The organism is Brucella pecoris (assembly GCF_006376675.1).
GTDB lineage: Bacteria > Pseudomonadota > Alphaproteobacteria > Rhizobiales > Rhizobiaceae > Brucella > Brucella pecoris.
In genome coordinates this window covers 97,982-123,426 of record NZ_VEWK01000001.1, presented here as the reverse complement: position 1 = coordinate 123,426, position 25,445 = coordinate 97,982, and the positions used below count along the sequence as shown (strand labels likewise).

The window sequence follows — 25,445 nt, the reverse complement described above, 5'->3', positions numbered from 1 at the left end:
GGGAGTAAGGGAGTAAGCAGATATGCGGGGGCGTGGCTGTGGCAATCAATTCTTATCGCGATATATTTGTGTGGCAACAAGCAATGGAGCTCGTGACTGCTATATATAAATTGACAGAAACCTGGCCAAAAGAAGAGATTTATGGCCTCACCAGCCAGGTTAGGCGCGCTGCTGTTTCTGTCCCAGTCAATATTGCTGAAGGTTATGGTCGCGATACTCGCGGTGCTTATCAGCAATTTCTCCGTATCGCCCAAGGCTCCTTGAAAGAAATGGAAACCCACTTGCTCATCGCCGAAAGGTTGGGTTTCATCAGAAGCGACAAAACGGAACCCATAATGGCTATGAGTGCGAGTGTTGGAAAACTGCTACGGCTTCTTATTCGCAAACTATCGGAAACCTGACCTATTCCCTTATTCCCCTACTCCCTTAAAACGGAATCGCCAATGCCCTACCAGTCCCCAATCTCGCCCGGCTATTCCTGGTACGAGGCGACTGTTCCCGACAGACCGCAATATCCCGAGATGGACGGCTCGCGGCAGGCGGATGTCGTTGTCATTGGCGGCGGATATACGGGGCTTTCGGCGGCCTATCATCTGGCGAGGCAGGGCGTGGATGTCACACTCATCGACGGTGCACGGTTCGGCGATGGGGCGTCGGGGCGCAATGGCGGCCAGTTCGGTACAGGCCAGCGCACATGGGCCGAAGACCTTGAAGCGGAATACGGCTTTGAACGCGCCAAGGCCCTGTTCGACGTCGCGGAGGAGGCCAAGGCCTATCTCCTTGCCTTTGCCGACGAACACAGGATCGACATGGAATATGTGCCCGGTCAGATTTCGGTCGTGCACAAGCTGCGCTATCTGAAATCGTATGAGCGCCATGTCGAGCTAATGGCAAGCCGCTTCAACTATCCGCATTTGCGTTTGCTCGACCGTGGGGAAACCGCGAGCCTGCTTGGTTCCGAACGTTATTATGGCGGCGTCTATGATGCGGGCACCGGCCATATTCATCCGCTGAAACTGCTTGTCGGAGCCGCAAAGGCGGCACATGCGGCAGGCGCGAAGCTTTTTGAAGATACAAGGGCCACCAGGATCAGCACCGCGAGCGGGCGGGTCGAAGTCGAAACCAATCGTGGAACCATATCCGCGCGAAACGCCTTCATTGCGGTGAATGCCTATGGCGGATTGCTGGAGCCGGTCAGCGCATCGCATGTCATGCCGATCCGCTCCTTCATCGGCGCAACAGCGCCACTCGGCGACGATAGCCCGGTTATTCCGGGTGGTGAATCCATCGACGATTCCCGCTTCGTGGTGCGTTATTTCCGCCGTTCAAAGGACGGCAGGCTGCTGTTCGGCGGGCGCGAAGCCTATACTGCCGACAATCCGCGCGACATCAGCACGCATATCCGCCGCCAGATCGCCGAGATTTATCCGGCACTGGACAAGGTCGAGATCACCCATGCGTGGGGCGGGTCGGTCGGCATAACCATGCCGCGCCAGCCCTTCGTGCGCGAAGTGATGCCCGGCGTGATTTCCGCAGGCGGCTATTCAGGCCACGGTGTCATGCTGGCCAATTATATGGGCAAGCTCTATGCGGAAACCGTCGCAGGCAATCGCGACAGGCTGAAACTGTTCGAAGAACTGCGCATTCCCGCCTTCCCCGGCGGTCGCACCTTTCGCTCGCCGCTGCTGTTCCTCGCCCTGTCGTGGTATGCATTGATGGATAGAATATAGGCCGTTACTTCGGCTTGTTCGCTGCACGCTCCAGCTTGGTCAAAACCTCGATCAGATTGGGGGCAAGCTCGCGTATCTCGGCTAAGTGCGCGGCGCTGAGCCGCTCAAGAACATGCTCGGCCTTGTCGGTCAAAGCCAATATGTGGCGGCGACGGTCCGAAGGATCGACCATCCGCACCACCAGATCGGCATCCGCCAGCCTGCCGACCAACTCTGTTGCCGTGTGCGGAGCAATGACAAGCCACTCCGCAAGGTTACCAACCGTCATCGGCGTATCAGCCGCATGGGCCTTGATCGCAAGCAACGCCTGATGCTGTTGCGCCGGAAGCCCTTCCGCTTCCGCAGCCGTCGCGCTGAAACTCATGAACCGGCGCAAGCGATAGCGAAGTTCCGCAAGCGCCTGATAGTCGGCTTGTGTCAAAGCATCCGGATTTCTTTTCACAACAGGCTTCTCCCCTGCGCCTTCTATCTGCAAAGCCGCACTGCTCGGGTCTTTCCATAGACGCTTTGCAGCAATCCCTTCCCCAATAGCAAGCCCCTTACTCAAACACAAAGATGTGCGATTGATTTATATCGTATTACGATATATCTAGCCAGCCGTTTGAGGATGCTTTTCCCCCTATCTGCCTCCTTGCCAGGGAAAAAAGGAGTTCGCTATGGCCCGGCAAAACGAGTTTCGAAGACCCCACGATTTCACCGGAGGCGTGGCGCGCCGCGTTGCGGGCGATTTTACCGCCGACAGGCGAATGCTGCTCCTGATCGCGATGGCGATTGTCATCGGCGCTGTCAGTACCGCTGCCGCATGGGTGCTCGTAAGCCTGATCGCCTTCGTCACCAATCTGGTCTGGTTTGGCCGCGTCAGCATTGACCCGGCAACGCTGGCGCATCTTTCACCGTCCGTCTGGATCGTTCTCATCCCCATATTGGGCGGTCTGGCAATCGGGCTGATGGCACGTTACGGCTCGGAGAAAATTCGCGGACACGGTATTCCCGAAGCGATTGAAGCCATCCTGATCGGTGGCAGCCGCATGTCGCTTAAAGTGGCGATACTAAAGCCGCTCTCATCGGCGATTTCGATCGGTACGGGCGGTCCGTTCGGCGCCGAAGGTCCGATCATCATGACGGGCGGAGCGATCGGATCGCTCTTTGCGCAATTGTTCCAGATGAGCTCAGCCGAGCGGAAAACCTTGCTCGTCGCCGGTGCCGCCGCTGGCATGACCGCCATTTTTGGCACGCCCATTGCTGCCGTGATGCTGGGCGTCGAATTGCTGCTCTTCGAATGGAAGCCCCGCAGCTTCATTCCCGTTGCGGCTGCCGCAGCAGTTGCCAACACGAACCGCCCCTTGTTTTTCGAGACAGGTCCGCTGTTTCAGACCCATTTTCATCTGGTCCTGCCCTGGTGGGGAATAGCAGCATGTGCACTGGTCGGCATCGTTGCCGGGCTCCAATCAGGGTTGCTCACGACACTCCTCTACAAGCTGGAGGATGCGTTCGAGCGGCTGCCCATTCACTGGATGTGGTGGCCGGCAATCGGCGGCATCGCCATCGGCATTGGCGGCCTGATCGAACCGCGTGCGCTTGGCGTCGGCTATGACCTCATCGACGGTTTCCTCAACGATAAATTCCTGGCAACCACGGTGCTGGTGGTTCTGCTCGTCAAAAGCGCGATCTGGCTTTGCGCTCTGGCATCGGGTACTTCCGGGGGCGTTCTGGCTCCGCTTCTGATCTTCGGCGGAGCAATGGGCTGGCTGCTTGGCCTGATCATGCCGGGTGGAGAACCGGGTTTCTGGGCGCTTCTCGGAATGGCTGCCATGATGGGCGGAACGATGCGCGCGCCGCTGACCGGCACCTTCTTTGCCGTCGAGGTTACCGGCGATTTCGGCCAGATCGTTCCGGTTTTCGTCGCAACGGTGACCGCCTATGCAGTGACGGTTCTTCTGCTCAAGCGCTCCATCTTGACCGAGAAAATTGCACGGCGCGGACAGCACATCACGCGCGAATATGGCGTCAGCCCGTTTGAATCCGTCCGCGTGCATGAAGTCATGGTGACGAATGTGGACACGTTACCGGCAAGCATGACCGTGCAGGAAGCTTCCGCCTTCTTTGCCTCGGAGGCAGCGCGACATCGGCTTTATCCGGTCATTGACAACGACCGTGTCCTTGTCGGCGTGGTTACACGCGCGGATGCGCTGGAATGGCAGAGAAAGACGGAACTGTCGGGCCAAACGCTTGCAGACTCGATTTCCGACACATCCACTCCGGTGGGCCATCAGGATGATAGCGTAGCCTTCATCACCGACATGATGATCGCGACCGATTGCGGACGCATCCCCATTGTGACACGCGAAGGAAAGCTCTGCGGACTGGTCAGCCGAAAAGATCTCCTGCAACTGAGAGGCCAGATCATCGGCAGTGAAACGGAACGAAAGTCTTTCCTGCGCGCTGCGGAAGCTGGCTAAACTGCTTCACAAGAGAAAGGCGGAGCACCCTTCGGCACCCCGCCTTTCTTACCACCGCCCGGTACTATTCACTATTCTAGGCTACGCTCTCGCCGGTTTTTGCGGCCAGACGCTGATAGGTTTCCTCAACCACGTCACGCAGCGGAAGAATGCCGCTCATGCACAACAATGCGTGCAAGTGCTGGCGGGCACCCTCATAGCCCATGAGCGGCGCATAGGGCCGCATGATGATGTTGGCTTCCTCCGGATAGAGTTCCTGATACTCGGAGAAATTGGTGAAACTCTTATAGCTGTCGCCACGCATCAGATAGGTTTCGACTGCTGCCCCTTCCGCCAGCACGGCTTCATGACTGTCGAGAACGATATTGTAATAGTCGATCGTTTTGTCCATCGATACGCGCGCTATGCTTTGACCATTGACCAGGTCCTTCGCGCGGATCAGCACGCCGTCGATAAGCAGTGCGTGGTTGGGTGAAAGATAAAGGTCGCGCTGCGGTGTTTTGCTGTCGATGGCATAGCGCTTGACGCGGATCGGCATCACGCTCTCATTCCATTGCGTGCCGCCTTTTCTATGGTTCTGCCAGCCCACCCATTTGACCGGGCGCGTTTCACCCCGAGCCGTTGTCACAAGATCGCCGACGGACAATGTCTCCACCGCCACCAGGCCGGTTGGGGTCTCGATGAGTGTGCCTTTCAAAAGGCAGTTAGCGCCGGAACCGCCGCCGCCGTGACCACCATGCCACCATTTGGTGCCCAAGGCTTGTGACGGGCGTGACGACACCGTTGAAGCCAGGACCCCGAGTGCCGCAACCTTGGCGGCAGTGGCTGCCGTAAGACCCAGAAAATGCCGTCGCGCACGACTGCGCGGCGAATGCCCGTTCTTTTCTGAAGACATGAATCCCTCCGCTCTTCTCGTTACGGCACCGGCCTGAAAATCAGCGTGGATTTCTAGCAAAGCACGATGCACAGCTTCAAAAACTGAAGCGTCGTTCCGTGTTGCGCGGATCAGCGGCGCTTCAATGCTTTGCCCCAATTCAGAGCGCATTTCGATCTGATTGAATCAGATCGCCGCGCTCATTGTCTTGTTTGACGCACATCTTGTCCCAACATCGTTTCACACTTTTCGGGATGTACGCTAACGATTCCGATCTTATCTGATCGCAACTCCGAAAAAATTGCCGCAATCAGGTCAAAAGCCTTCTCGAATAGGCGTAGACCCTCAGCCGAATGGTGAGTTTTTCGGCCCTTGAAAGGCGTTGCCCGCGGGCGTTCGTGCTGATCGAGGTTAAGCCCGCTCCTGTAGGCGTGATTTGTAACTCTCTATAAAATAGTATACCCCCCTATTTTAATAGAAAGGCTGTTTCAATGAGCGTGCATCATCATACGAACCATTCCGGCCATCACCTGAATTCCAGACATGAGCACGTCTTCCTGGGCGAAAATCACCGGCGCAACGAAAAGCGCACCTGGATCGTGATCGCCATCACGGCAACGATGATGGTCATCGAAATCGTTGCTGGAAACCTTTATGGCTCCATGGCGCTGACCGCCGACGGCTGGCATATGTCCACCCATGCAGCGGCAATGCTGATCGCGGCCCTTGCCTATCTCTATGCACGCAAGCACGCACATAATTCGCGGTTCACATTCGGCACCGGCAAACTCGGCGATCTGGCCGGCTTTGCCAGTGCCATCGTTCTGGCGCTGATCGCCCTCTTGATCGGCTGGGAAAGCTTCTGGCGCTTCAGCATGCCGGTCAGCATAAATTTTCACGAGGCCATTCTGGTTGCCGTCATCGGCCTTATCGTCAATCTCGTCTGTGCCTGGCTTCTCAAGGATGATCATTCGCACCACCACGGGCACCATGATCATGGTCATGGTCATGGTCATGGTCATGGTCATGAGGGAAGCCACGACCAGAACCTGCGTGCAGCCTATATGCATGTGCTTGCCGATGCTCTGACGTCGGTGCTTGCCATCGCAGCGCTTCTGCTGGGCAGTCTTTACGACTGGCTCTGGCTTGATCCGGCAATGGGTATCGTCGGCGCGGCGGTGATCGCGCACTGGTCATGGGGATTGATAAAGGACACCGGTTCAACACTGCTGGACTATCTGCCGGAAGGTGAAGACCTGCCGGAAGAGATCGCTGAAATCATCAGTCGCGAAGGCGGAGAGATCGCCGATCTGCATGTTTGGCAACTCGGACCGGGTCATCACGGGGCCATTGTTTCGATTATAGCGGAAGAGCCGAGAGCCCCCTCCTATTACCGGAACAAGCTTGCAGCGATCCATGATTTGTCGCATGTGACCGTAGAGGTGGAAGCGCGCGCCGCCTGAATATGGAGCATGTCTCCCAAAAGTGGGAACCCGGTTTTGGTATAAAGACATGCGTGAATGCCAGCAACAGTGCCATGAAGGACCAAGGCTCCCATGACCCATACGATCCGCGAAAAGCAGAAGCTCATCAACCGCGTGCGCCGTATTCGCGGCCAGCTTGAGGGTGTTGAACGGATGCTCGAAGAAGAGAAGGGCTGCGCGGAAGTCATGCAAGTGATCGCGGGCGTACGCGGCGCGGTCAACGGGCTGATGGCGGAGGTGATTGAAGACCATATTCTGATGCATGTTGCCGATGGCTCCCTTCCGCAAAAAGAGCGCGACGAAGGTGCAGGCGAACTGGTCGACGTGGTTCGCGCCTATATGAAATAGACGGGCTGTTGACATCCGCATGAAGCAGGAATAGCTAGACGGCATGAACAAAGCACTTATCAGCACCCGGTCTTATTACGCCCCGCTCATATAGCGGCGGGTTTGCTTTGTCATAGTTCAACCGCTGCATTGCCAGCGGTTGAGTTTGAAGGACAGCACCTCTGGCCATGCGGCCACAAAGAGGTCAGTCCATGTCTCGCGACAACAATCAGCATATGAAAATTGGCATTATCGGCTTTGGTGCATTCGGGCAGCTTATTGCCCGTCACCTGAACCCGTATTTCCTGTTATATGCATACGATCCCGCAGCGGGCTTGGAACTGACGGCCCAGACGCATGGCGTCACCCTGACCTCTCTGGAACAGGTCGCCCTCTGCGATATCGTCATCCTTGCAACGCCGGTCGCGACGCTTGACCGCGTGGTGAAAACGATCGCGCCGCATTTGCGCCCCGGTGCGCTTATTCTCGACGTCGGCTCGGTCAAGGTCGGCCCTGCCGATATCATGCGACGCGGCCTGCCTGTGCATGTCGATATTGTCGCCACACATCCGCTCTTCGGCCCTCAGAGCGCGCGCGACGGCATTGCTGGTCTGAAAATCGCCGTCTGCCCCGTGCGCGGCACGCGGTTTCACCGCGTTGCGGCCTTCCTGAAAAAGCACCTTGCCCTTGATGTTATTGTCACAACACCAGAAGACCATGACCGCGAGGCGGCAATGGTTCAGGGCCTGACGCATCTGATCGCCAAGGTTCTGGTGCAGATGGAGCCGCTCCCCGCCCGTATGACAACGAAAAGCTTCGACCTTCTGATGCAGGCCATCGGCATGGTCCGCCATGATGCGCCGGAAGTGTTTCAGGCCATCGAGCATGCCAATCCCTATGCTCCGCAGGTGCGCAGGCGTTTCTTTGAACTGGCAGATCGGGTCAATGCGGAACTGGCGCGGCCCAATCCGCTCATTGCCGCAGAGGAGGTTACAGGGGCATTTCGGAAGTCTGCTTGACCGTCTGGCTCGGCACGTCGGTCTTCAGGTTCTGAACGCCCTTGATCCGGCTCAGATATTCCGACTGGAAGCGGCGGTAATCTTCGATATCCGCCGCAACCACCCGGATCATCGCGTCATAATCGCCGAGCATGAAATAGCATTCGAGTACCTGCGGCAACTTCAGTATTTCCTTGGCGAAGGTCTGAAGCGTTTCCTCGTCCTGCTTGTCCAGCCGGATACGGGTGAAGAAAGTCAGCCCTTTACCAACCTTGGCCGGGTTCAGCACCGCGACATAGCGGTCGATCACGCCCGCTTCTTCCAGAAGCTTCACCCGCCGCAGGCACGGAGACGGCGACAGGCCGACCTCGCGCGCGAGATCGTTATTGGCGATGCGGCCGTCGCGTTGCAGCACGCGCAGAATCCGTTTGTCAATCTCATCCAGCTTCATTAGCGCTCAATTCCATTTATGCCACTCTTATTGGCATTCCCTGCCAAACATTGATGCAAAGAGGCATAATTCGCAACCAAATTGCTCACGGGATTGGTTATAGTCGCGAAACTTCTCAAGCAAACACGCAAGAGACTGAGCAAGGGGCAACCAGTTACCGGTTGGCCAACGGGAATTTTATGGATATTTCACAGGCCTATGTGCCTCAAAAAAGCAGATCCGGGCGCGGCTCGGAATTCCGTCGCGGGGCCGCAGCCGGTCTGCCGGTTCTGCTTGGCATTATTCCTTATGCGCTGGTTCTGGGCGCGCAGGCCGCGCAAAAGGGCCTCAGCGTCATCGAAGTGCCCATGATGACCGGGCTGAACTTTGCAGGCGGATCGGAATTCGCGGCCATCCAGCTCTGGACCTCGCCGCCGCATGTCCTTCTGATTGTTGCTATCACCTTTCTGGTCAACAGCCGCCATCTGCTGATGGGCGCGGCTCTGGCGCCCTTCATCCGCCATCTGCCCAAGCGCAAGGCTTTCGCGAGCCTGTTTCTGATGTGCGATGAAAGCTGGGCGCTCGGCCTTGCCGATGCGAAACGCCGCCAGTCGAAGGGCGTCAATCCGGCGCTGAGCCTCACCTTCTATGCCGGTGTGGCCATACCTTTCTACCTCGCATGGGTTGCCTTCACGACGCTTGGCGCAGCCTTCGGCCCGATGATGGGCGACCTGCGCCCCTATGGTTTCGACATGGCATTCCCGGCAGTATTTCTGGTGCTGCTGGCGGGCATGTGGAAAGGTTTTGCAGCGGCGCGCCCATGGCTGGTCAGCCTTGTTGTGGCCGCGCTGACCTATCTCACCATTCCCGGCGCCTGGTATGTCGCCGCCGGTGCCTTGTCCGGTCTTGTTGCAGCCTATCTGCTGGCAGGTGAAGAATGATCGATCCGGTAGCTGTTCTGACCATCGTTCTGATGGCAAGTGTCACCTATCTCACGCGCATCGGCGGCTATGTGCTGCTGCGCAATCGCACGCTCAGCAAGCGTGCAACGGCTGTGATGGAAGCAGCGCCCGGCTGTGTTCTGATCTCGGTCATCGCGCCCGATTTCGTGTCCGACAAACCTGCCGACCTGATCGCGCTTGCAATCACGATCTTCGCCGCGACGCGCTTTTCCATGCTGCCAACCGTGCTGATCGGCATTGGCGCGGCAGGCGCCTGCCGCTACCTGATCGGGTAAAGCATGTCTCCCGGAAGCGGAGCCGGTATTGCTCAGTGCAGGTGCTTTAGCTTGTCGGGGTTGCGCACGACATAGATCCCGACGATCCTGCCGTCTTCTATGTCGAGCGCCGTCGTCTGGATTTCTCCATCGGATTCGCGCGTGATGAAGCCGGGCAAACCATTGATGAAGACTATGCGCAGCAATTTCGACCGGTTGCCGCTGAAATAGCCTGCCAGTTTCTCGTTGGTTTTCATCACCTCGTCGAAGCCGAAAACAGGCTTCGGGAAAGCCGGGCGCTTGCCGCCGCCATCTGCATGAAAACTCACATCAGCCGCCAGCATTGCGCCGAGCGCGTTCATGTCGCCGCTGCGCGACGCGGTGAAAAAGGCCTGCGCCAGTTCAAGTCCGCGCTGCTTGTCGACCTGAAAACGCGGACGTTCCTCGCGTACATGCTTGCGGGCACGTGCCGCAAGCTGACGGCAGGCGGCGGCATCGCGCTGGATGGTCCTGGCTATTTCGTCGAAATCCAGCCCGAAGACATCGTGCAAAAGAAAAGCGGCGCGTTCCAGCGGCGAAAGACGCTCCAGCGCCAGCATAAGCGGAAGGGTGACATCATCATCCGCTTCCTCTTCGACAACCGGGTCGGGAATCCATGGGCCGAAGTAGGTTTCGCGCTGATTGCGCCCGGATTTCAGAAAATCAAGGCACAGGCGGGTAACGGTGCGGCGCAGAAAGGCTTCCGGCTCACGCACCTCGCTGCGGTCGGCGTTCATCCATCGGATGAACGCCTCCTGCACCATATCCTCGGCATCGGCGACCGAGCCCAGCATGCGATAGGCAACGCGGATCAGTTTCGGGCGCAGCGGATCGAAGCTGTCGGCTGCATCGCTTTGCGAGGATATGTCAACCATCAGACGGCTGCCTTTACTGCGGGCTTTTTGGCTTCCGGTACGAACCAGAGACCGAAGCCAACCGCCATGCGGTTCCATCCATTGATGATGTTGATCATCAGCGTAAGGTTCACTTGCTCCTCCTCGGTGAACTGTGCCTGCATGGCCGTGCGGGCATCTTCCAGATCGTGGCCTTGCGACAGGCGGGTCAGCGCGTCGACCCATCCCAGAGCCGCACGTTCGCGCGCAGAGTAGCACGGTGCTTCGCGCCATGCCGACAACAAATAAATGCGCTGTTCGGTCTCGCCCAGAGAGCGTGCTTCAAGCGTATGCATATTGATGCAATTGGCGCAGGCATTGATCTGCGAGGAGCGGATTTTCACAAGCTCGATCAGGCTCGCTTCCAGACTGGATGCGATGGTCATCGAAGCATTCATCCATGATTTCATTGTAGCAGGCGCAACATTGAACGGGTTGAGCAGAGGGGTCATGGTATCGTTCCTTTCGGTTCAAGGGGTTCGATAGACATGACGAAACAGCAATGCCGAATGTGACATTGGGCAGAAAAAAATTTTGAATGCGTGAATAATTCGGCAGACCTTCCGCCCTAGCCGCTCCCAGAACCAGCTTTCTGCCTCCCGCGCCTTCCCGCTTTCTCTCGGATTGACAACATACCAACTGGTCGGCATCATTTTGCGGGAGGTTTATATCCAGCTATTCATGATGGGCACGTTGCAAAGAAGCGACCGAAGACTGCAACCGGAACCGGGAGACATCGGTTTACATTTTGGGGCAACGAGCGTGACATTGAGGAGGAGCCATCATGAAGAATGCGTCCACCAAACCGAAGCGCCTCATCATAACCGCATTTGAAAATTCGCCTGATCGCGGCCGGGGAATGGCGCGGGACATGCCTGTTCGATGGGCGCTTGAAGAGACCGGGCAGGACTATGATGTGCGCCTCGTCTCGTTTGAGGCGATGAAAGCCAGCCCCCATCTTGATCTTCAACCCTTCGGGCAGATACCCACCTATGAAGAGGGCGATTTGGCGCTGTTCGAATCCGGTGCAATCGTGCTTCATATCGCGCAACAGAATCCCGGCCTTCTGCCGGATGATGCCAATGGCCGGGCACGCGCAATCACATGGATGTTCGCCGCGCAGAGCACAATCGAGCCGGTAATCCTCGAGCGGGAAAGAGCTGGCTTTGTGGAACGGCAGGAGAGCTGGTACGAACAGCGGATGCCTATCGTGGAGGCCTATATCCGCAAAAGGCTGGACGCCCTTTCTGCCCGTCTCGGCAACAATGACTGGCTCGACGGAGCCTTCAGCGCCGGTGATCTTCTGATGGTGACAGTGCTGCGGAGGCTGAAGAGCTCTGGCTTACTGGACGAATATCCGAATCTCGCGGCCTATGTGGCACGCGGAGAAGCCCGCCCAGCCTTCAAGCGCGCATATGACGCCCAGCATGCGGTTTTCCTCGCCGCATCGAAAGATTAACGTCACCATCTATCCGCAGTCGAGTTCACTCAATATCCATTCCCTGAATGCGCGAACCTTTGGCGTGTTGCGCCGCGACTTGGGATAGACCAGCCAATAGGATCGCCCATCATCGCCGAGAATATCGAAAGGCTGAATAAGCTGGCCGGTGGCAATCTCTATCTGGTGGAAAGCTGGTGTAAGAATGCCGACACCCTGCCCCGCGACCGTCGCCCGCCCTTCAATATGCTGCGCGCCCAGCCGGTTTTGTGAATTACCCTGCATTTGCGGGTTTTCGATCCCAGCCGTCTTGAACCAGATTTTCCACCACGGGTCGCTCGCATCGATTATCTTGAGCCGCAGCAGATCGGCAGGCTCCTTTACCCCGCCGATGGTCGCGGCCAAGGTAGGACTCAGCATCGGCGTGAAACTCGCCTTGATGAGCTGATGCGCTTCCAACCCCGGCCATTTGCCGAAACCGCTCCTGATTGCAATATCGACGTTGGTTGTCGCGAAATCGATCACGCTGTCGGATGTATCGAGCCTGACCGCGAGCGAGGGATGCCGCATCTGGAACGAGCCAAGCCGATGTGCCAGCCAGTTGGCGGCAAATGTGGCGAGAACACTGATCGACAGTGTGCCCTCCGCATCTTCCCGCAGGCTGGCGAAGGCATTGCGCATCGTCTCGAACGCTTCCGTGATCGCGGGCGCAAGGCATTTGCCGTGGTCGGTCAGCTCCACCTGTCGCGGCAGGCGTAGAAACAGCGGCGCGCCGACGCGCTCCTCCAATATCTTGATCTGATAGCTGACGGCAGCCTGCGTCATGCCCAGTTCCTCCGCGGCGCGGGTAAAACTGGCATGGCGGGCGGCGGATTCAAAAACGCGAATGGCCGATAAAGGGGGAAGCGCTGTCGTCATGATGCATAAGTCCTCCTTATGCATACTAATCGAGGTTCGATTGGAAAACAAAGGTTTTCGGGCGCATACCTATAGGCACGATTTAACAAGCAACTGTCTCCCACAGTGGCTTCATTCGATAGGTGAGATCATGAAAAACCTCGATTCTGCCTGCACAACCGCCACAGCGCCCACCATCAGCCATGGGGTAAACAGCGGCTGGAATGCGCTGTTCTCCCGTCTGTTTTCGCGCAAACGCACTTATACCGTTATCACCGAGCATTCGCCGGAATATCTCCTGCGTGATATCGGAATTTCTGATGGACGCACGCGATATTATTCACGTGACGGCCATAAGCTGCCCGAATGGTGATGACTGTTTCAGGCGCTGATGACCGCAAAGCCCCGCGCTTTGAGGCCGCGCCGGTCCTCATGCAGATTGCTGACGAGACGGCTGCGACTTCCGTCCAGATGTGCACTCATCAACGCCGTCGCCTTGTCGGCATCCCCTTCGCGCACCGCGTCGAGAATGGCGCGGTGTTCGGCCCATGCGCGGGCGAGCGCCGCTTCGTCGCGCACCTCCAGCCAGCGTGCCCGTGAAAGGCGCTGCATGGCATCGCGCACGCCACGGCTGAGAAACTCGTTACCGGACAGCCGCGCCAGCTCGATATGAAAATCCATGCCGATCCGATGCCATTCCTCGCGCGAGGTTTCGGCATCGCAACTGTCCAGCATGGCCAAAATCGGCTCCACGCCGCTGCGATATTCAAGTGCACAGGTCAGTTTTAACGCGGCAATTTCCAGCGCTTCACGATAGACACCGATCTGCTCGATCTCGCTGAGATTGATCGGCGAAACCGTCCAGCCGCGCCCTTCGCGACAGATCAGCCCTTCCGCCTCCAGCCGCAAAAGTGCTGCCCGGATCGGCGTGCGTGAGGCTTCAAACTGCGCCTCGATCCAGCGCTCGGTCAAACGTTCGCCCGGCCCCAGTTCCAGACCGAGGATCATGTCGCGAAGCTGCGTTTCAACCTGCCTCATCTGTGACATTGGCGACCATTCTCCATTTTAGAGCATAATCCGACCGGAGTGAAACGAGGATCGATAAGATTATGCTTCAAATAAAAGGGCTTAGAGAGCGTTTTGATCTGATACAATCAGAACAAAACGCTCTCTAAGGCAGCGCTGCAATTGACAAGTCGTTTCGACAGGCGCATTCATGCATACCGTTTTGGTATCCCAAAATGGAATACATTGCAATCGCGAGACATGACATGAGCACCGCCCAAGCCGCTGCCAGCGATGAAACCGTCGCTACAGCCCGCCAGGAAAATATAACCGTCGAAGAAAATCACGACCGCTACTGGAAGCAGAACCTGCTGATCTGCCTCATCGGTTCATTCACCACGCTCATTGCCATGTCGCTTCTTCTCCCCTTCCTGCCGCTTTATGTGGAACAATTGGGCGTCACCGATCATGCGGCCATCGTGCAATGGTCGGGCGTTGCCTACGGCGCGACCTTTCTGGCAGCAGCCTTCGTCGCACCACTCTGGGGCAGGCTTGGTGATCGTTACGGGCGCAAGCTGATGCTGATCCGCGCCAGCCTCGGCATGGCCATCGCCATGTCGCTGATCGGCATGGTGACGAGCGTCTGGCAGTTGGTGGCATTGCGCCTGTTTGTGGGCATTGCCGGCGGCTATTCGTCCGGCTCGATGATCCTCGTCGCCACTCAGACGCCAAAGGAAAAGACCGGCTGGGCGCTGGGGGCGCTCTCGGCTGGCATCATGGCGGGCAATCTGGCCGGCCCCTTGCTCGGCGGCGCACTGCCGCCACTGATCGGCATTCGCGCAACCTTCTGGCTGGCGGGCGGCGTGATCTTTCTCACCTTTCTGGCCACCACATTCCTGATCCGCGAAGAGCGCAAGCCACCGAAGCCGACCAAGGAGCAGAAGGCGCAATCCATCTGGGCGGCCATCCCCGACAGAAAGCCCGTTATCGCCATGCTGGTGACGGGCATGCTGCTGCTTTTCGCCAATATGTCGATCGAGCCGATCATCACTGTCTATGTGATCCAGCTCATGGACGACCAGACGAAAGTGACGCTCATTTCCGGCGTGGTGATGGCTGCTGCAGCGCTCGGTAGCATCATGTCTTCCTCACGGATGGGTCGCCTCGCCGACCGCATCGGCCACACACGCGTCATCATCGGGGCACTATCCGTTTCCGCACTGCTTCTGATCCCGCAAGCCTTCGTGACGCAAGCCTGGCAGTTGATCGGCCTGCGTTTTCTGATGGGGCTGGCGCTTGGTGGATTGCTGCCCTGCATCACCAGTGTCATCCGGCACAATGTGCCCGACCGCGTGGCGGGCGGCATTCTTGGGCTTTCCGTCTCGGCGCAATATGTGGGGCAGGTCGTAGGACCAGTGGCTGGCGGTTTCGTCGGTGGTCACTTCGGCATGCGATCCGTATTCCTCGGCACATGCCTGACCATGGCTATCGGCGCATTTTATAACTGGACCGTCCTGCGCAAGAACCGATAATTTCTGCCATCTCCCGAATCCCCAAGACCCAGGGCAGAACCAGGATGACAGCACATATCTTCGCGCCTTTCGAAACACTTGCCGAAAGGCTTCTGCCCCACGCGCTCGAACATGGCGAGGACGGGTCGCACGACCTGTCCCACCTTGCCCGCGTCTGGAAAAATGCCGCCGCAATCCAGCGTCAGGAAGGCGGCGATGCCGAAGTGCTTTGCGCCGCAGCCCTGCTGCATGATTGCGTGAGCGTGGAGAAAAATTCGCCTGACAGAAACCGCGCTTCGCGTCTGGCGGCGGAGAAGGCATCGATGCTGCTGCGCAATCTTGGCTGGGATGAAGCGCACATTGGCCTTACCGCCCACGCGATTGAGGCGCACAGTTTTTCGGCCAATATCGAACCTGTCACGACGGAGGCAAAAATACTGCAGGATGCCGACCGGCTCGATGCCATCGGCGTCATTGGTGCTGCGCGGTGTTTCTACATTGCAGGCCGCATGGGCAGCGCACTTTACGACTGGCGTGACCCGCACGCCGAAAACCGCCCGCTGGATGACAAGCGCTTTGCGCTCGATCATTTCCGCACGAAACTGTTTGGCCTCGCCTCCGGCTTCAAGACGGAAACCGGAAAGCTCATGGCCGCTGAACGGCACAAGCGGCTGGAAGCCATTTTTGATGACTTCCTTGCCGAAGCCGATGGCTAGATTGAATAGCCGCCGTCGATATTGAGCGCCGTCCCCGTCACCATGGAGGCCGCGTCCGAGGCCAGCCAGAGCGCAGCTTCCGCCACATCCTCCGGCGTTGAAAACCGGTCGAGAGGAATGGTGCGTTTCAGCGCCTCACGCGCCTCTGGCGTATCTTCCTCCAGAAACAGTTTCAGCCCCTCCCCGTCGCTTTCAGCCGGGCAGATGCAGTTCACGCGGATATTCTTATCCGCCAGCTCCAGCGCCATCGCCTTGGTCGCGCTGATGATCCAGCCCTTGGACGCGCTATACCAGGCAAGTCCCTTGCGTGGGCGCAATGCGGTTGCCGAAGCCGTATTGATGATGACGCCACCGCCCTGATGCTCCATGATGGGCACAACGATCTGGGTCGAATAATAAAGTGCCTTCATATTCACGGCGGCAATCAGATCGAAATTATGCTCGTCCACTTCCGTCAGCGGCATGTTGCGATGCGTGAAACCGGCATTGTTGACCATGATGTCGATACGTCCGAACGCTTCGAAGGCCGTGCGTGCCACGCGCTCCATATCGTCCTTGCGCGACACATCCGCCTGCACGGAAAGAGCATTCTCGCCAATGTCGGCAAGCTCATCCTCGACACGTTTTACGTTCACATCGGCGAGAATGACTTTTGCACCTTCGGCTGCAAATCGGCGCGCCATGCCCGAACCGAACCCCGAACCGGCACCGGTGATGATTGCGACCTTATCCTGCAGCCTCTTCATGTCATTCTCCTTTGGCAATGTCCTGCTAATCCTGTCCGTCCCCAAATCACTTGAAACGCGATTGATCGTCCCAATATGGCCTTATGATGAACATGTCATGTGTGCATTTGCGGTTAACCTGTCGGGAAAGACGGGTAAAGCGCGTCATTTCTTCAATTTTCCGCGAAAGCCTCGTTGCGACTGTTGAATTTAAATCGATTAGATAATAGACAAGGGCAGCGTGAAAATCGCATGCTGCCCACAGGCAGACTGATTTGCGCAAGAAGAGAAGAGAGCGATAGATGACCAGCCAGACAATTCCGGTAGAGCCTTTCGACTGCATCGTGTTCGGCGGTTCCGGCGACCTTGCCGAACGCAAGCTCATCCCGGCACTGTATCAGCGCCAGCGCGCAGGCCAGCTCACCGACCCGACGCGCATCATCGGCGCTTCACGCAGCGCCATGACGGATGAAGAGTACCGGCAGTTCGCCCGCGATGCCATTCATGAGCACGTCAAGCCTGCGGAAGTTGACGAGAAGCAGGTCGACGAATTTCTGAAGCGTGTCAGCTATGTTGCCGTCGACGCCAAGTCCGAAGAAGGCTGGGACGCGCTCAAAACCCTGATTGGCAAGAAGCCGGAAAAGATTCGCGCCTTCTATCTCGCCGTCAGCCCGACGCTCTTCGGCGATATCGCCACGCGCCTGAAGGCGCATGGCCTGATTACCCGCGATACGCGCATCATCGTGGAAAAGCCGATCGGCCGCGATCTCGAATCCGCCATGACGCTCAATGATACGCTGGGCAGCGTTTTCCGCGAAGATCAGATCTTCCGCATCGACCACTATCTCGGCAAGGAAACCGTGCAGAACCTGATGGCGCTGCGCTTTGCCAACGCGCTCTATGAGCCTCTGTGGAATTCCGCCCATATCGACCATGTGCAGATCACCGTTGCAGAAGCTGTCGGCCTTGAAGGTCGCGCCGGTTATTACAACACGGCGGGCGCATTGCGCGACATGGTGCAGAACCATATTCTCCAGCTTCTTTGCCTCGTTGCAATGGAGCCGCCTTCATCGATTGAAGCCGATGCCGTTCATGACGAGAAGGTCAAGGTTTTGCGCTCACTGAAACCGATCACCAATTCCAATGTCGAAGACGTGACCGTGCGCGGCCAGTATCGCGCCGGTGCTTCGGCTGGCGGCCCGGTGCGCGGCTATCTGGAAGACCTTGAGAGCGAGACCAGCAACACGGAGACCTTCGTCGCGCTGAAGGCTGAAATCGCCAACTGGCGCTGGGCGGGTGTGCCGTTCTATCTGCGCACCGGCAAGCGTCTGGCGACCCGTGTTTCGGAAATCGTCGTGACCTTCAAGCCGATCCCGCATTCCATCTTCGGCGAAAGCGCTGGCAAGGTGATGGCCAACCAGCTCGTCATCCGTCTGCAACCCGATGAAGGTGTGAAGCAGTGGCTGATGATCAAGGATCCGGGTCCGGGCGGCATGCGCCTGCGTCACGTGCCGCTCGACATGAGCTTTGCTGAATCCTTCAGCGAACGCAATCCGGACGCCTATGAACGGCTGATCATGGATGTCGTTCGCGGCAACCAGACCCTTTTCATGCGGCGTGACGAAGTCGAAGCGGCATGGCGCTGGGTCGATCCGATCCTTCAGGGATGGGAATTGAACAGCCAGCCTGTACAGGGCTACACAGCAGGAACATGGGGCCCATCGTCCTCCATCGCGCTTATCGAGCGTGACGGGCGTACATGGCACGAAAGCCTCTAAAAGCATTTCCAGCAAAAGTGCGCAGCGGTTTTGCGTAGGATAATGCGAAAAACAAAGAGATAGAGCGGCTTCACGATTTTATCCGATTGGAACCGCTCTAGTTTCTGCTTTGGAAAGGAATGGAATGAACATCGAACGTCACGACTTCACCAGCGGAACGGAACTGGCGCAATCGCTTTCTAAAGCAATTGCAATCAAGCTGGCAGCCGCAATCGCTGAGCGGGGGCAGGCCACACTGGCCGTCTCCGGCGGCACAACGCCGTTGAGACTGTTCGAGGTGCTATCACGCAAGATGATCGACTGGAACGTCGTCACGATCACCCTCGTTGACGAGCGTTTCGTACCCGTCGAAAGCGACCGCTCCAACGAAAAGCTGGTGCGCGAGCATCTTTTGCGCGATCATGCGGGCGTGGCCAAGTTCGTTGGCCTCTACAATCCGGCGGCGACGGCCGAAACGGCGGCGCTTGCCGCTGCCAACCGTATCGACGCATTGCGCCGTCCGTTCGACGTGGTGGTGCTTGGCATGGGTAATGACGGTCATACCGCCTCCTTCTTTCCTGGTGCCGACCGGCTCGATCAGGCGATCGATCCGGCAACGCGGGCGCTCGTCCTGCCCATTCAGGCCGAAGGTGCTGGCGAAAAGCGTCTGACCCTGACCCTTCCCATCATCACTGAGGCCGAAATGCTGGTTCTGCATATCGAAGGCGCTGCCAAGCAGGCAACGCTGGAAAAGGCGCTTTCCGGCGATGACGAGAATGAAATGCCCGTGCGGGCTGTCTTCCACCATGCGCGCACACCGATCCAGCTCTACTGGACAAGTTAAATTCGATTCAAGCCAGATTGGCACAGGTGATACCCATGCCCACCGAGACGGCACATAAACGCATTCAGGAAATCACCGCGCGCATTCGCGAACGGTCCAAGCCGACGCGCGAGGCCTATCTTGGCCGTGTGCGCGAAGCTTCATCCAGCAAGCCAAAGCGCGCCGTTCTGGGCTGTGCCAATCTCGCGCATGGTTTCGCTGCCTGCGGCCCGCACGACAAGGCCGCGTTGATCGGCGACGAGATTCCGAACCTGGGCATCATCACCGCCTATAATGACATGCTGTCGGCCCATCAGCCATTCGAAACCTTTCCGCAACTCATCAAGCAGGCTGCGCGTGAAGCGGGCGGCGTGGCGCAGGTTGCAGGTGGTGTGCCTGCCATGTGCGATGGGGTTACGCAAGGGTTTGCGGGCATGGAACTGTCGCTGTTCTCCCGCGAAGTGATCGCGATGGCCACCGCCGTCGGCCTGTCGCACGATATGTTCGATGCCGCCGTCTATCTCGGCGTCTGCGACAAGATTGTGCCCGGCCTCATCATCGGTGCGCTGACCTTCGGCCATCTGCCCGCCGTGTTCGTGCCTGCCGGGCCAATGACCAGCGGCCTGCCCAATGACGAAAAGGCCAAGACCCGTCAGCTCTATGCCGAAGGCAAGGTCGGACGTGCCGAACTTCTGGAATCGGAATCGAAGTCCTATCATGGTCCCGGCACCTGCACCTTCTACGGCACGGCCAATTCCAACCAGATGCTGATGGAAATCATGGGCCTGCATCTGCCGGGCGCATCCTTCATCAATCCGGGCACGCCGCTGCGCGATGCCTTGACCCGCGAAGCCGCCAAGCGCGCATTGGCGATCACCGCCTGCGGGAATGAATATACGCCGGTCGGCGAAATGCTGGACGAGCGTTCATTCGTCAATGGCGTCATTGGTCTCAACGCGACCGGCGGTTCGACCAATCATACAATCCATCTGATCGCCATGGCGGCTGCTGCCGGTATCAAGCTGACATGGCATGATATTTCCGAGATTTCGGATGCGGTACCGCTTCTGGCGCGTGTCTATCCGAACGGCCTTGCCGATGTGAACCATTTCCACGCTGCAGGCGGCATGGGCTTCCTGATCCGCGAACTGCTCGATGGCGGCATTCTGCATGAGGATGTGCGCACCGTCTTCGGCGAAGGTCTGCGCCCTTACGCGATCGAACCGAAGCTTGGCGCCGATGGCACGGTCGTGCGAGAGCCGGTGCCGGAAAAAAGCGGCGACGAAAAGGTTCTGGCCAAAATCCATGCGCCGTTCCAGCCGACCGGCGGCCTCAAGGTTCTGACCGGCAATATCGGCAATGCGATCATCAAGGTTTCCGCCGTGAAGCCGGAGCGCCAGGTCATCGAAGCACCCGCCAAGGTGTTCAACGATCAGGCAGAAATGCAGGCTGCGTTCAAGGCTGGTGAATTGACCGGCGATTTCATCGCCGTGGTCCGCTATCAGGGCCCGAAAGCCAATGGCATGCCCGAGCTGCACAAGCTGATGACGGTTCTGGGCATTCTGCAGGATCGCGGCCAGCGTGTTGCCCTTGTCACCGACGGTCGCCTGTCCGGCGCGTCGGGCAAGGTTCCGTCCGCCATCCATGTCACGCCGGAAGCACTTGATGGTGGTGCCATCGGTAAGATCCGCGACGGCGATGTCATTCGTCTGGATGCCGTGAACGGCACTCTGGAAGTTCTCGTCAATTTGATGCTGCTGAATGACCGTGGCGAAGATCGCCCTGATCTTTCCGGCAATGAGCATGGCATGGGACGCGAACTGTTCCGCGCTTTCCGCCAGATCGCCGGGCGGGCTGACGAAGGCGCTTCGGTGTTCTGAAAACCGCCCGAATGAAATTAAGGCAAAACAGCGATTTTAGCTGTTTTGCCTCTCAAACCATCAAAACCGGAATAAAATCGCGCAAAAAACGCAGTTCAATTGTGTCAAAAAACTGGTTTTTTCACGCCAGCAGTGCGGCAGGCGGCGGTCAGCGTATTCGCCATCAGCATGGCGATGGTCATTGGACCGACGCCACCCGGCACCGGCGTGATCGCTCCGGCAACCTTTTCGGCTTCCGCGAAATCGACATCGCCGACCAGTCGTGTCTTGCCTTCGCCGCGTTCTGGTGCCGGAATGCGATTGATACCGACATCGATCACCGTTGCGCCCGGCTTGACCCAATCGCCCTTGACCATCTGTGGACGACCAACGGCAGCAACCAGAATATCCGCCGTGCGGGCTATCGCGGGCAGATCTTTCGTGCGGCTGTGCGCAACCGTAACCGTTGCATTGGCGGCGAGCAGAAGATTGAACATCGGCTTGCCAACAATGTTGGAGCGACCGATCACCACGGCATTGAAGCCCGAAAGATCACGGCCATGGACCCGCTCGATCATGATCATCGCACCGGCTGGCGTGCAGGGAACGAAAGCCGTTTCAACCTCGCCGGTGCCAAGCTTGCCGACATTGATAAAGTGAAAGCCGTCAACATCCTTGTCGGGCGAAATCGTCTGGATCACCCGGCCTGAGTCAATGTGCTTCGGCAGCGGCAACTGCACCAGAATGCCATGGATGGCGGGGTCGTTGTTGAGGCTCTCGATCAGGTCGAGAAGCTCCTGTTCCGACGCCGTTTCCGGCAGATCGTGCTGAACGGAGTGGAAGCCGCATTCCTTGGCCTTCTTGCTCTTGGATGCGACATAGACCTGACTTGCCGGGTCTTCGCCGACAATTACCACCGCAATACCGGGCACAGTGCCGGTGGCGGCCACGAGCTTTTCGGTTTCGGTCTTCACCGTGGAAACCACATCCTCGGCGAGCTTCTTGCCATCTATCAATTGAGCCATAGCGAGCGCTCCGTTCTTTCGTGATATCGAACTTGAGTGTCTGGGAGGTACACGACATCTTTTCCGCACACATGCCCATAAGCGTCATGACGCCCGATGACAATTGGCGAATGCGCGACAATGCAGGATTTTATGAAGTTTCAGAACGGAAAACCCAGCGGAAACCAGTTAGGACTTTGCGATACGGGTCGAGCGTACGTCGTCGATGGCGCGACCGAGGGCGGCATTTTCCGTGGGTCGGTTAGCGCCTTCATTCTCGGCTTCCCAGCGCGCATTGGCTTCGCGGATAACAGCAGCAAGCCGGGTTTCACCGTAGGGTTCCAGAACCTCTTCCGGCTCGGCTTCACTCCTGACCGACGACCAGGGCTTACGCCCGGCCAGCATCATCGAAAGAAGGCCAAGCAAAAACCCGCCCAGCAATCCAACGGCGATAGTCCCTTGTGAGGAGAGAGTGCGCGGGTTCGGTTCCACCATGGCTGGCGTAACAATCCGCACTGTCGCCGCGGACCCCGCAGATGCAGGTTCGCCCCGTGCCGCGCGCATCTGCAAATCTTCAAACAATACCTGCTTTGCCGCTGCATCGCGTTCCAGCATTTGCAGGCGGGCTTTGTCTTCATCCGTCGCAGGCGTCGAGCCGAAACCGGCGATGGCAGCGGCTGCCTTTTGCTCACGTTCGACCGCATTCTTAAGATCCGCCTGCAAGATACTCCGCTGGCTGGAAATCTCCTTATCGATCTCAGCCTCTATCTGGTTCGCGCGCGCCCCCTGCCCTGCTGCACGATAGCGCTCCACCAGTGCACCCAGCGCTCCGGAACGCATGGTTTCCGGCACGCCTTTACCGGCAAGGCTCTCGGCGGTCGCGCCGTTCAGACTGTTGGCCTCCGCTGCGATACGGGCTGTCTCGGCCTTGCTGTCGGCGAATTCGCGTTGAAGCGCGGTCTTGTTGTCGTCATCGCCAAAATCCCGGCTGACGCGAAAAGCTGTTGCCGCCTGCCGTGCCGCTTCGGCATCCGCCTCCAGACTTTGCAGGCGCGCCGGGAGATCGCCCTCAGACCCGTTCGCGCCGCCTTGCAGATGGTCGCGAAACGCTTGCGCAACGGCATTGGCCAAAAGTGAAGCCGTTTCCGGCTTGTCAGTCGTGGCCTCGACATTCACCGTGCCGCTGTCGAGCGCCTGTGTGAAATCAAGCCGCTGGCGCAGCAATTGCGCGCCCGACATCCTTTTGTGTCCTGCCACAGCCGGAGGCTGCTGGTCTTCGGGCAACAATCGGGTCAGACGAAAGCGCAATTCCTCCAGAAATGAAGGAGCACCGAGATCGGCAGCACGTTCAATGCGCGCCATTTGCGCAGCACGCTCAAGAACGGCATTCGAGGCAATTTCGCTGCGCCGCTCTGGCGGAAAAACCTGCAGGGAAGCCATCGCGCCGTATTGGGGCGGCACCAAAACAGCATATGTGGTTCCGACAATTCCACCCAGCAGCGTAAAACCAGCCAGAAGCCCCCAGCGCCGCCTGCGGCGCGATAATTGTAACGGCTCGCTTTCAGGCTTCGGGACGGTGACTGATACGGGTGTTTCCGGCGCAGGCGGTGCCTTGATCGATGCCCCGTCGAGGTTGGCCTGCAGCGCCTCCCGGACGGCATTCATCCGGCCCTGCATATCTGCCTTCGGATCGGTCCGTTCGCTCTCTTCCGCGTCTATCAGATCCTGCTTACGGCGAAGCAACTCCTCGCGACGCCTCTGATGCTCGCGCTCCTCGTTTTTGTCTTCGGTCGCGCGGAAAGGTGGCACAAGTTCAAGGAATTCCGGCGCATAGGCCAGAAGCGGGCGCGCAGCCGCACGTCGCCTCTCTCTGTCCCGTTCAACCATCGCTCCGTCCCGCTTTTCGCCCGTGGCTATTGATCCAGATTAATATTCATCATGGCAAACAAACCGTTAAAATTGCAATTATACACATTGATTCATACAGATAAATCAGGAGGCCAGAGTGAGCGCCGAAACAGAAAATCCGATCGATCCAGACCGGCTGAGTGGCATCATCCGATTTATCCAGAGTGCGGAACGGCTGAAAAGCACTCTGCGCTCCGGCCATACCTCACAGGGCCGACCGGAAAGCACAGCCGAGCATAGCTGGCGGCTATGCCTTCTGGTGATGTTGTTCGACCGGGAGCTGGGCGATTGCGACCGGCTGAAACTCATCAAAATGTGCATCATCCACGATCTGGGCGAGGCGATTTCCGGCGATGTGCCTGCCATCCATCAATCCGCCGATGATGGGCGAGCCGAGCGCGAAAAAGCCGATCTCATGATGCTGTGCGCGCCGCTTCCAGATGACCTGCGCGCGGAAATCATGGAGCTTTGGACGGATTACAGCGAAGGCCAATCGGCGGAAGCTATCTTTGCCAAAGGCTTCGACAAGCTTGAAACCATGATGCAGCACAATATCGGGCTCAATCCGCCGGATTTCGATTATGCATTCAATCTCGATTACGGCGTCAAGCAGACCGCCCGCCATCCGCTGCTACGCCAGCTCCGCGAAATTGTGGACGCGGAAACCCGGTGCAATGCGGAAAAGCGTTAGCTCAACGTCGCGAAGTGGCGCAGTGTGAAGGTGATCTGGTAAATCAGCGCAACGGCAGCGAAAGCCGCATGATAGCGCCGGTTGCCCCAGAATACTGCAATCAGACTGAACAGGATGAAGCAAGCGACCTGAATGGGATATTCGATGCCGTAGAGCCGGTAGTGGTCCGCTCCCTTCAGCAAGGTATCGATGAAATCGACCACATAGACCAGCGCCAGAATGCCGAAGAACCACTTGCGCCGTGAAATGAAATAATCGCGATAGCCGGTATATTCTTCCATACTGTCGGGGAAAAGCAGCGTGCTGAGCAAAAAGTACAGTCCTGCATAGAAGATCACGAACAGATACTTCTCGAAGGTCCAGAGCGGAATGGTTCGCAAGCTGAATTCAAACCACCAGAAGTGGATGACGGAAAGCAGAATGAAGCCCACCCACGCCAGGTGGACCGGATAGATTTTCTGTTTGCCCGGATGCTGGATGAAACGCGCCAATCCTGTCAAAAGGCGTGAAACGCACAAACCCAGGATCATGCCGATAATAATACGGACGTGTCCGAAAGCTTCGGCTGGTGGAACGCCCGTCGTCAAAGCTGGGTCCATTGTCTCCCCATTCCAGCAACGCAAACAGGAACTGCTTCGTTGCTCTATCAAGAATTCCAGAT

At 57.9% G+C, this 25,445-nt stretch carries 27 protein-coding genes; 16 read left to right on the top strand and 11 right to left on the bottom strand.

Going from position 1 to position 25,445, the window contains the following annotated elements; genetic code table 11:
- Nucleotides 1-38 precede the first annotated feature (38 nt).
- Entirely contained in the window at nt 39-401 is a 363-nt protein-coding gene (locus tag FIB18_RS00580) for a four helix bundle protein (protein ID WP_140018902.1), read from the top strand.
- A 42-nt stretch (nt 402-443) separates the two neighbouring features.
- Nucleotides 444-1,730, top strand: a complete 1,287-nt coding sequence (locus FIB18_RS00575) for an NAD(P)/FAD-dependent oxidoreductase (protein ID WP_140018901.1) — start codon at nt 444-446, stop codon at nt 1,728-1,730.
- Nucleotides 1,731-1,734: 4 nt separating this feature from the next.
- Here the strand turns inward: FIB18_RS00575 and FIB18_RS00570 are convergent, their stop codons facing one another.
- Complete coding sequence (locus tag FIB18_RS00570; RefSeq protein ID WP_235894815.1) at nt 1,735-2,094, bottom strand: MarR family winged helix-turn-helix transcriptional regulator; 360 nt, start codon at nt 2,092-2,094, stop codon at nt 1,735-1,737.
- Nucleotides 2,095-2,386: 292 nt separating this feature from the next.
- On the opposite strand from FIB18_RS00570, the gene FIB18_RS00565 reads away from it, so the two are divergent.
- Nucleotides 2,387-4,189, top strand: a complete 1,803-nt coding sequence (locus tag FIB18_RS00565) for a chloride channel protein (protein ID WP_140018900.1) — start codon at nt 2,387-2,389, stop codon at nt 4,187-4,189.
- A 76-nt stretch (nt 4,190-4,265) separates the two neighbouring features.
- Here the strand turns inward: FIB18_RS00565 and FIB18_RS00560 are convergent, their stop codons facing one another.
- On the bottom strand, nt 4,266-5,084 hold the full coding sequence (locus tag FIB18_RS00560) for a Hint domain-containing protein (protein ID WP_140018899.1): 819 nt from the start codon (nt 5,082-5,084) through the stop codon (nt 4,266-4,268).
- A 470-nt stretch (nt 5,085-5,554) separates the two neighbouring features.
- On the opposite strand from FIB18_RS00560, the gene dmeF reads away from it, so the two are divergent.
- The 3 genes from dmeF (at nt 5,555) to FIB18_RS00545 (ending at nt 7,893) form a co-directional block, all read left to right on the top strand.
- Nucleotides 5,555-6,526 (top strand): CDF family Co(II)/Ni(II) efflux transporter DmeF, encoded by a 972-nt coding sequence (gene dmeF, locus FIB18_RS00555; protein ID WP_140018898.1) that lies wholly within the window; start codon nt 5,555-5,557, stop codon nt 6,524-6,526.
- Between the two features lie 93 nt (nt 6,527-6,619).
- Complete coding sequence (locus FIB18_RS00550; protein ID WP_105544021.1) at nt 6,620-6,895, top strand: metal/formaldehyde-sensitive transcriptional repressor; 276 nt, start codon at nt 6,620-6,622, stop codon at nt 6,893-6,895.
- Between the two features lie 191 nt (nt 6,896-7,086).
- Entirely contained in the window at nt 7,087-7,893 is an 807-nt protein-coding gene (locus tag FIB18_RS00545; RefSeq protein ID WP_140018897.1) for a prephenate dehydrogenase, read from the top strand.
- Here FIB18_RS00545 and FIB18_RS00540 read toward each other — a convergent pair.
- The gene (locus FIB18_RS00540) at nt 7,865-8,323 is read right to left on the bottom strand and encodes an Lrp/AsnC family transcriptional regulator (RefSeq protein WP_061346941.1); all 459 of its coding nucleotides are present in this window, start codon (nt 8,321-8,323) and stop codon (nt 7,865-7,867) included. The genes FIB18_RS00545 and FIB18_RS00540 overlap by 29 nt on opposite strands.
- A 179-nt stretch (nt 8,324-8,502) precedes the next feature.
- Here FIB18_RS00540 and FIB18_RS00535 point away from each other — a divergent pair, with 179 nt between their 5' ends.
- Entirely contained in the window at nt 8,503-9,243 is a 741-nt protein-coding gene (locus FIB18_RS00535; RefSeq protein ID WP_140018896.1) for an AzlC family ABC transporter permease, read from the top strand.
- The gene (locus tag FIB18_RS00530) at nt 9,240-9,539 is read left to right on the top strand and encodes an AzlD family protein (RefSeq protein WP_140018895.1); all 300 of its coding nucleotides are present in this window, start codon (nt 9,240-9,242) and stop codon (nt 9,537-9,539) included. The genes FIB18_RS00535 and FIB18_RS00530 overlap by 4 nt, the downstream gene beginning before the upstream one ends.
- A 32-nt stretch (nt 9,540-9,571) precedes the next feature.
- Here the strand turns inward: FIB18_RS00530 and FIB18_RS00525 are convergent, their stop codons facing one another.
- Both FIB18_RS00525 and FIB18_RS00520 read right to left on the bottom strand, forming a co-directional pair.
- Nucleotides 9,572-10,432: a sigma-70 family RNA polymerase sigma factor gene (locus FIB18_RS00525; protein ID WP_140018894.1), complete on the bottom strand. Its 861-nt coding sequence runs from the start codon at nt 10,430-10,432 to the stop codon at nt 9,572-9,574.
- On the bottom strand, nt 10,432-10,902 hold the full coding sequence (locus tag FIB18_RS00520; protein ID WP_140018893.1) for a carboxymuconolactone decarboxylase family protein: 471 nt from the start codon (nt 10,900-10,902) through the stop codon (nt 10,432-10,434). Before FIB18_RS00520 ends, FIB18_RS00525 begins: the two co-directional genes overlap by 1 nt.
- A 332-nt stretch (nt 10,903-11,234) precedes the next feature.
- Between FIB18_RS00520 and FIB18_RS00515 the strand changes: the two genes are divergently transcribed.
- Nucleotides 11,235-11,909 carry a glutathione S-transferase family protein gene (locus FIB18_RS00515; protein ID WP_140018892.1) on the top strand — a complete coding sequence of 225 codons (675 nt, stop codon included), beginning with the start codon at nt 11,235-11,237 and terminating at the stop codon, nt 11,907-11,909.
- A gap of 9 nt (nt 11,910-11,918) precedes the next feature.
- Here FIB18_RS00515 and gcvA read toward each other — a convergent pair whose 3' ends face one another.
- Nucleotides 11,919-12,806 carry a transcriptional regulator GcvA gene (gene gcvA / locus FIB18_RS00510; RefSeq protein ID WP_140018891.1) on the bottom strand — a complete coding sequence of 296 codons (888 nt, stop codon included), beginning with the start codon at nt 12,804-12,806 and terminating at the stop codon, nt 11,919-11,921.
- A gap of 130 nt (nt 12,807-12,936) precedes the next feature.
- On the opposite strand from gcvA, the gene FIB18_RS00505 reads away from it, so the two are divergent.
- Entirely contained in the window at nt 12,937-13,158 is a 222-nt protein-coding gene (locus FIB18_RS00505; RefSeq protein WP_140018890.1) for a hypothetical protein, read from the top strand.
- 8 nt (nt 13,159-13,166) lie between these two features.
- Here FIB18_RS00505 and FIB18_RS00500 read toward each other — a convergent pair whose 3' ends face one another.
- Nucleotides 13,167-13,832, bottom strand: a complete 666-nt coding sequence (locus FIB18_RS00500) for a GntR family transcriptional regulator (RefSeq protein WP_140018889.1) — start codon at nt 13,830-13,832, stop codon at nt 13,167-13,169.
- Between the two features lie 224 nt (nt 13,833-14,056).
- Between FIB18_RS00500 and FIB18_RS00495 the strand changes: the two genes are divergently transcribed.
- Together FIB18_RS00495 and FIB18_RS00490 are read left to right on the top strand one after the other, a co-directional pair.
- Nucleotides 14,057-15,322 (top strand): multidrug efflux MFS transporter, encoded by a 1,266-nt coding sequence (locus FIB18_RS00495; protein ID WP_140018888.1) that lies wholly within the window; start codon nt 14,057-14,059, stop codon nt 15,320-15,322.
- Between the two features lie 44 nt (nt 15,323-15,366).
- Nucleotides 15,367-16,017 carry an HD domain-containing protein gene (locus FIB18_RS00490; RefSeq protein ID WP_140018887.1) on the top strand — a complete coding sequence of 217 codons (651 nt, stop codon included), beginning with the start codon at nt 15,367-15,369 and terminating at the stop codon, nt 16,015-16,017.
- Here FIB18_RS00490 and FIB18_RS00485 read toward each other — a convergent pair.
- The gene (locus tag FIB18_RS00485; RefSeq protein ID WP_140018886.1) at nt 16,014-16,763 is read right to left on the bottom strand and encodes an SDR family oxidoreductase; all 750 of its coding nucleotides are present in this window, start codon (nt 16,761-16,763) and stop codon (nt 16,014-16,016) included. The genes FIB18_RS00490 and FIB18_RS00485 overlap by 4 nt on opposite strands.
- Nucleotides 16,764-17,044: 281 nt before the next feature.
- On the opposite strand from FIB18_RS00485, the gene zwf reads away from it, so the two are divergent.
- The 3 genes from zwf to edd all read left to right on the top strand — a co-directional run bounded on the left by zwf (nt 17,045) and on the right by edd (nt 21,202).
- A complete protein-coding gene (zwf, locus tag FIB18_RS00480; protein WP_140018885.1) occupies nt 17,045-18,520 on the top strand; it encodes a glucose-6-phosphate dehydrogenase in 1,476 nt (491 codons plus the stop codon).
- A 124-nt stretch (nt 18,521-18,644) separates the two neighbouring features.
- Complete coding sequence (gene pgl, locus FIB18_RS00475) at nt 18,645-19,343, top strand: 6-phosphogluconolactonase (RefSeq protein WP_140018884.1); 699 nt, start codon at nt 18,645-18,647, stop codon at nt 19,341-19,343.
- Nucleotides 19,344-19,378: 35 nt separating this feature from the next.
- Complete coding sequence (edd, locus tag FIB18_RS00470) at nt 19,379-21,202, top strand: phosphogluconate dehydratase (protein ID WP_140018883.1); 1,824 nt, start codon at nt 19,379-19,381, stop codon at nt 21,200-21,202.
- Between the two features lie 104 nt (nt 21,203-21,306).
- Here the strand turns inward: edd and folD are convergent, their stop codons facing one another.
- Both folD and FIB18_RS00460 read right to left on the bottom strand, forming a co-directional pair.
- On the bottom strand, nt 21,307-22,206 hold the full coding sequence (gene folD, locus FIB18_RS00465) for a bifunctional methylenetetrahydrofolate dehydrogenase/methenyltetrahydrofolate cyclohydrolase FolD (protein ID WP_140018882.1): 900 nt from the start codon (nt 22,204-22,206) through the stop codon (nt 21,307-21,309).
- Nucleotides 22,207-22,374: 168 nt separating this feature from the next.
- A complete protein-coding gene (locus FIB18_RS00460) occupies nt 22,375-24,072 on the bottom strand; it encodes a GumC domain-containing protein (RefSeq protein WP_140018881.1) in 1,698 nt (565 codons plus the stop codon).
- A gap of 118 nt (nt 24,073-24,190) precedes the next feature.
- On the opposite strand from FIB18_RS00460, the gene FIB18_RS00455 reads away from it, so the two are divergent.
- On the top strand, nt 24,191-24,784 hold the full coding sequence (locus FIB18_RS00455; RefSeq protein ID WP_140018880.1) for an HD domain-containing protein: 594 nt from the start codon (nt 24,191-24,193) through the stop codon (nt 24,782-24,784).
- Here the strand turns inward: FIB18_RS00455 and FIB18_RS00450 are convergent.
- The gene (locus FIB18_RS00450) at nt 24,781-25,383 is read right to left on the bottom strand and encodes a hypothetical protein (protein WP_140018879.1); all 603 of its coding nucleotides are present in this window, start codon (nt 25,381-25,383) and stop codon (nt 24,781-24,783) included. The genes FIB18_RS00455 and FIB18_RS00450 overlap by 4 nt on opposite strands.
- Nucleotides 25,384-25,445 lie beyond the last annotated feature (62 nt).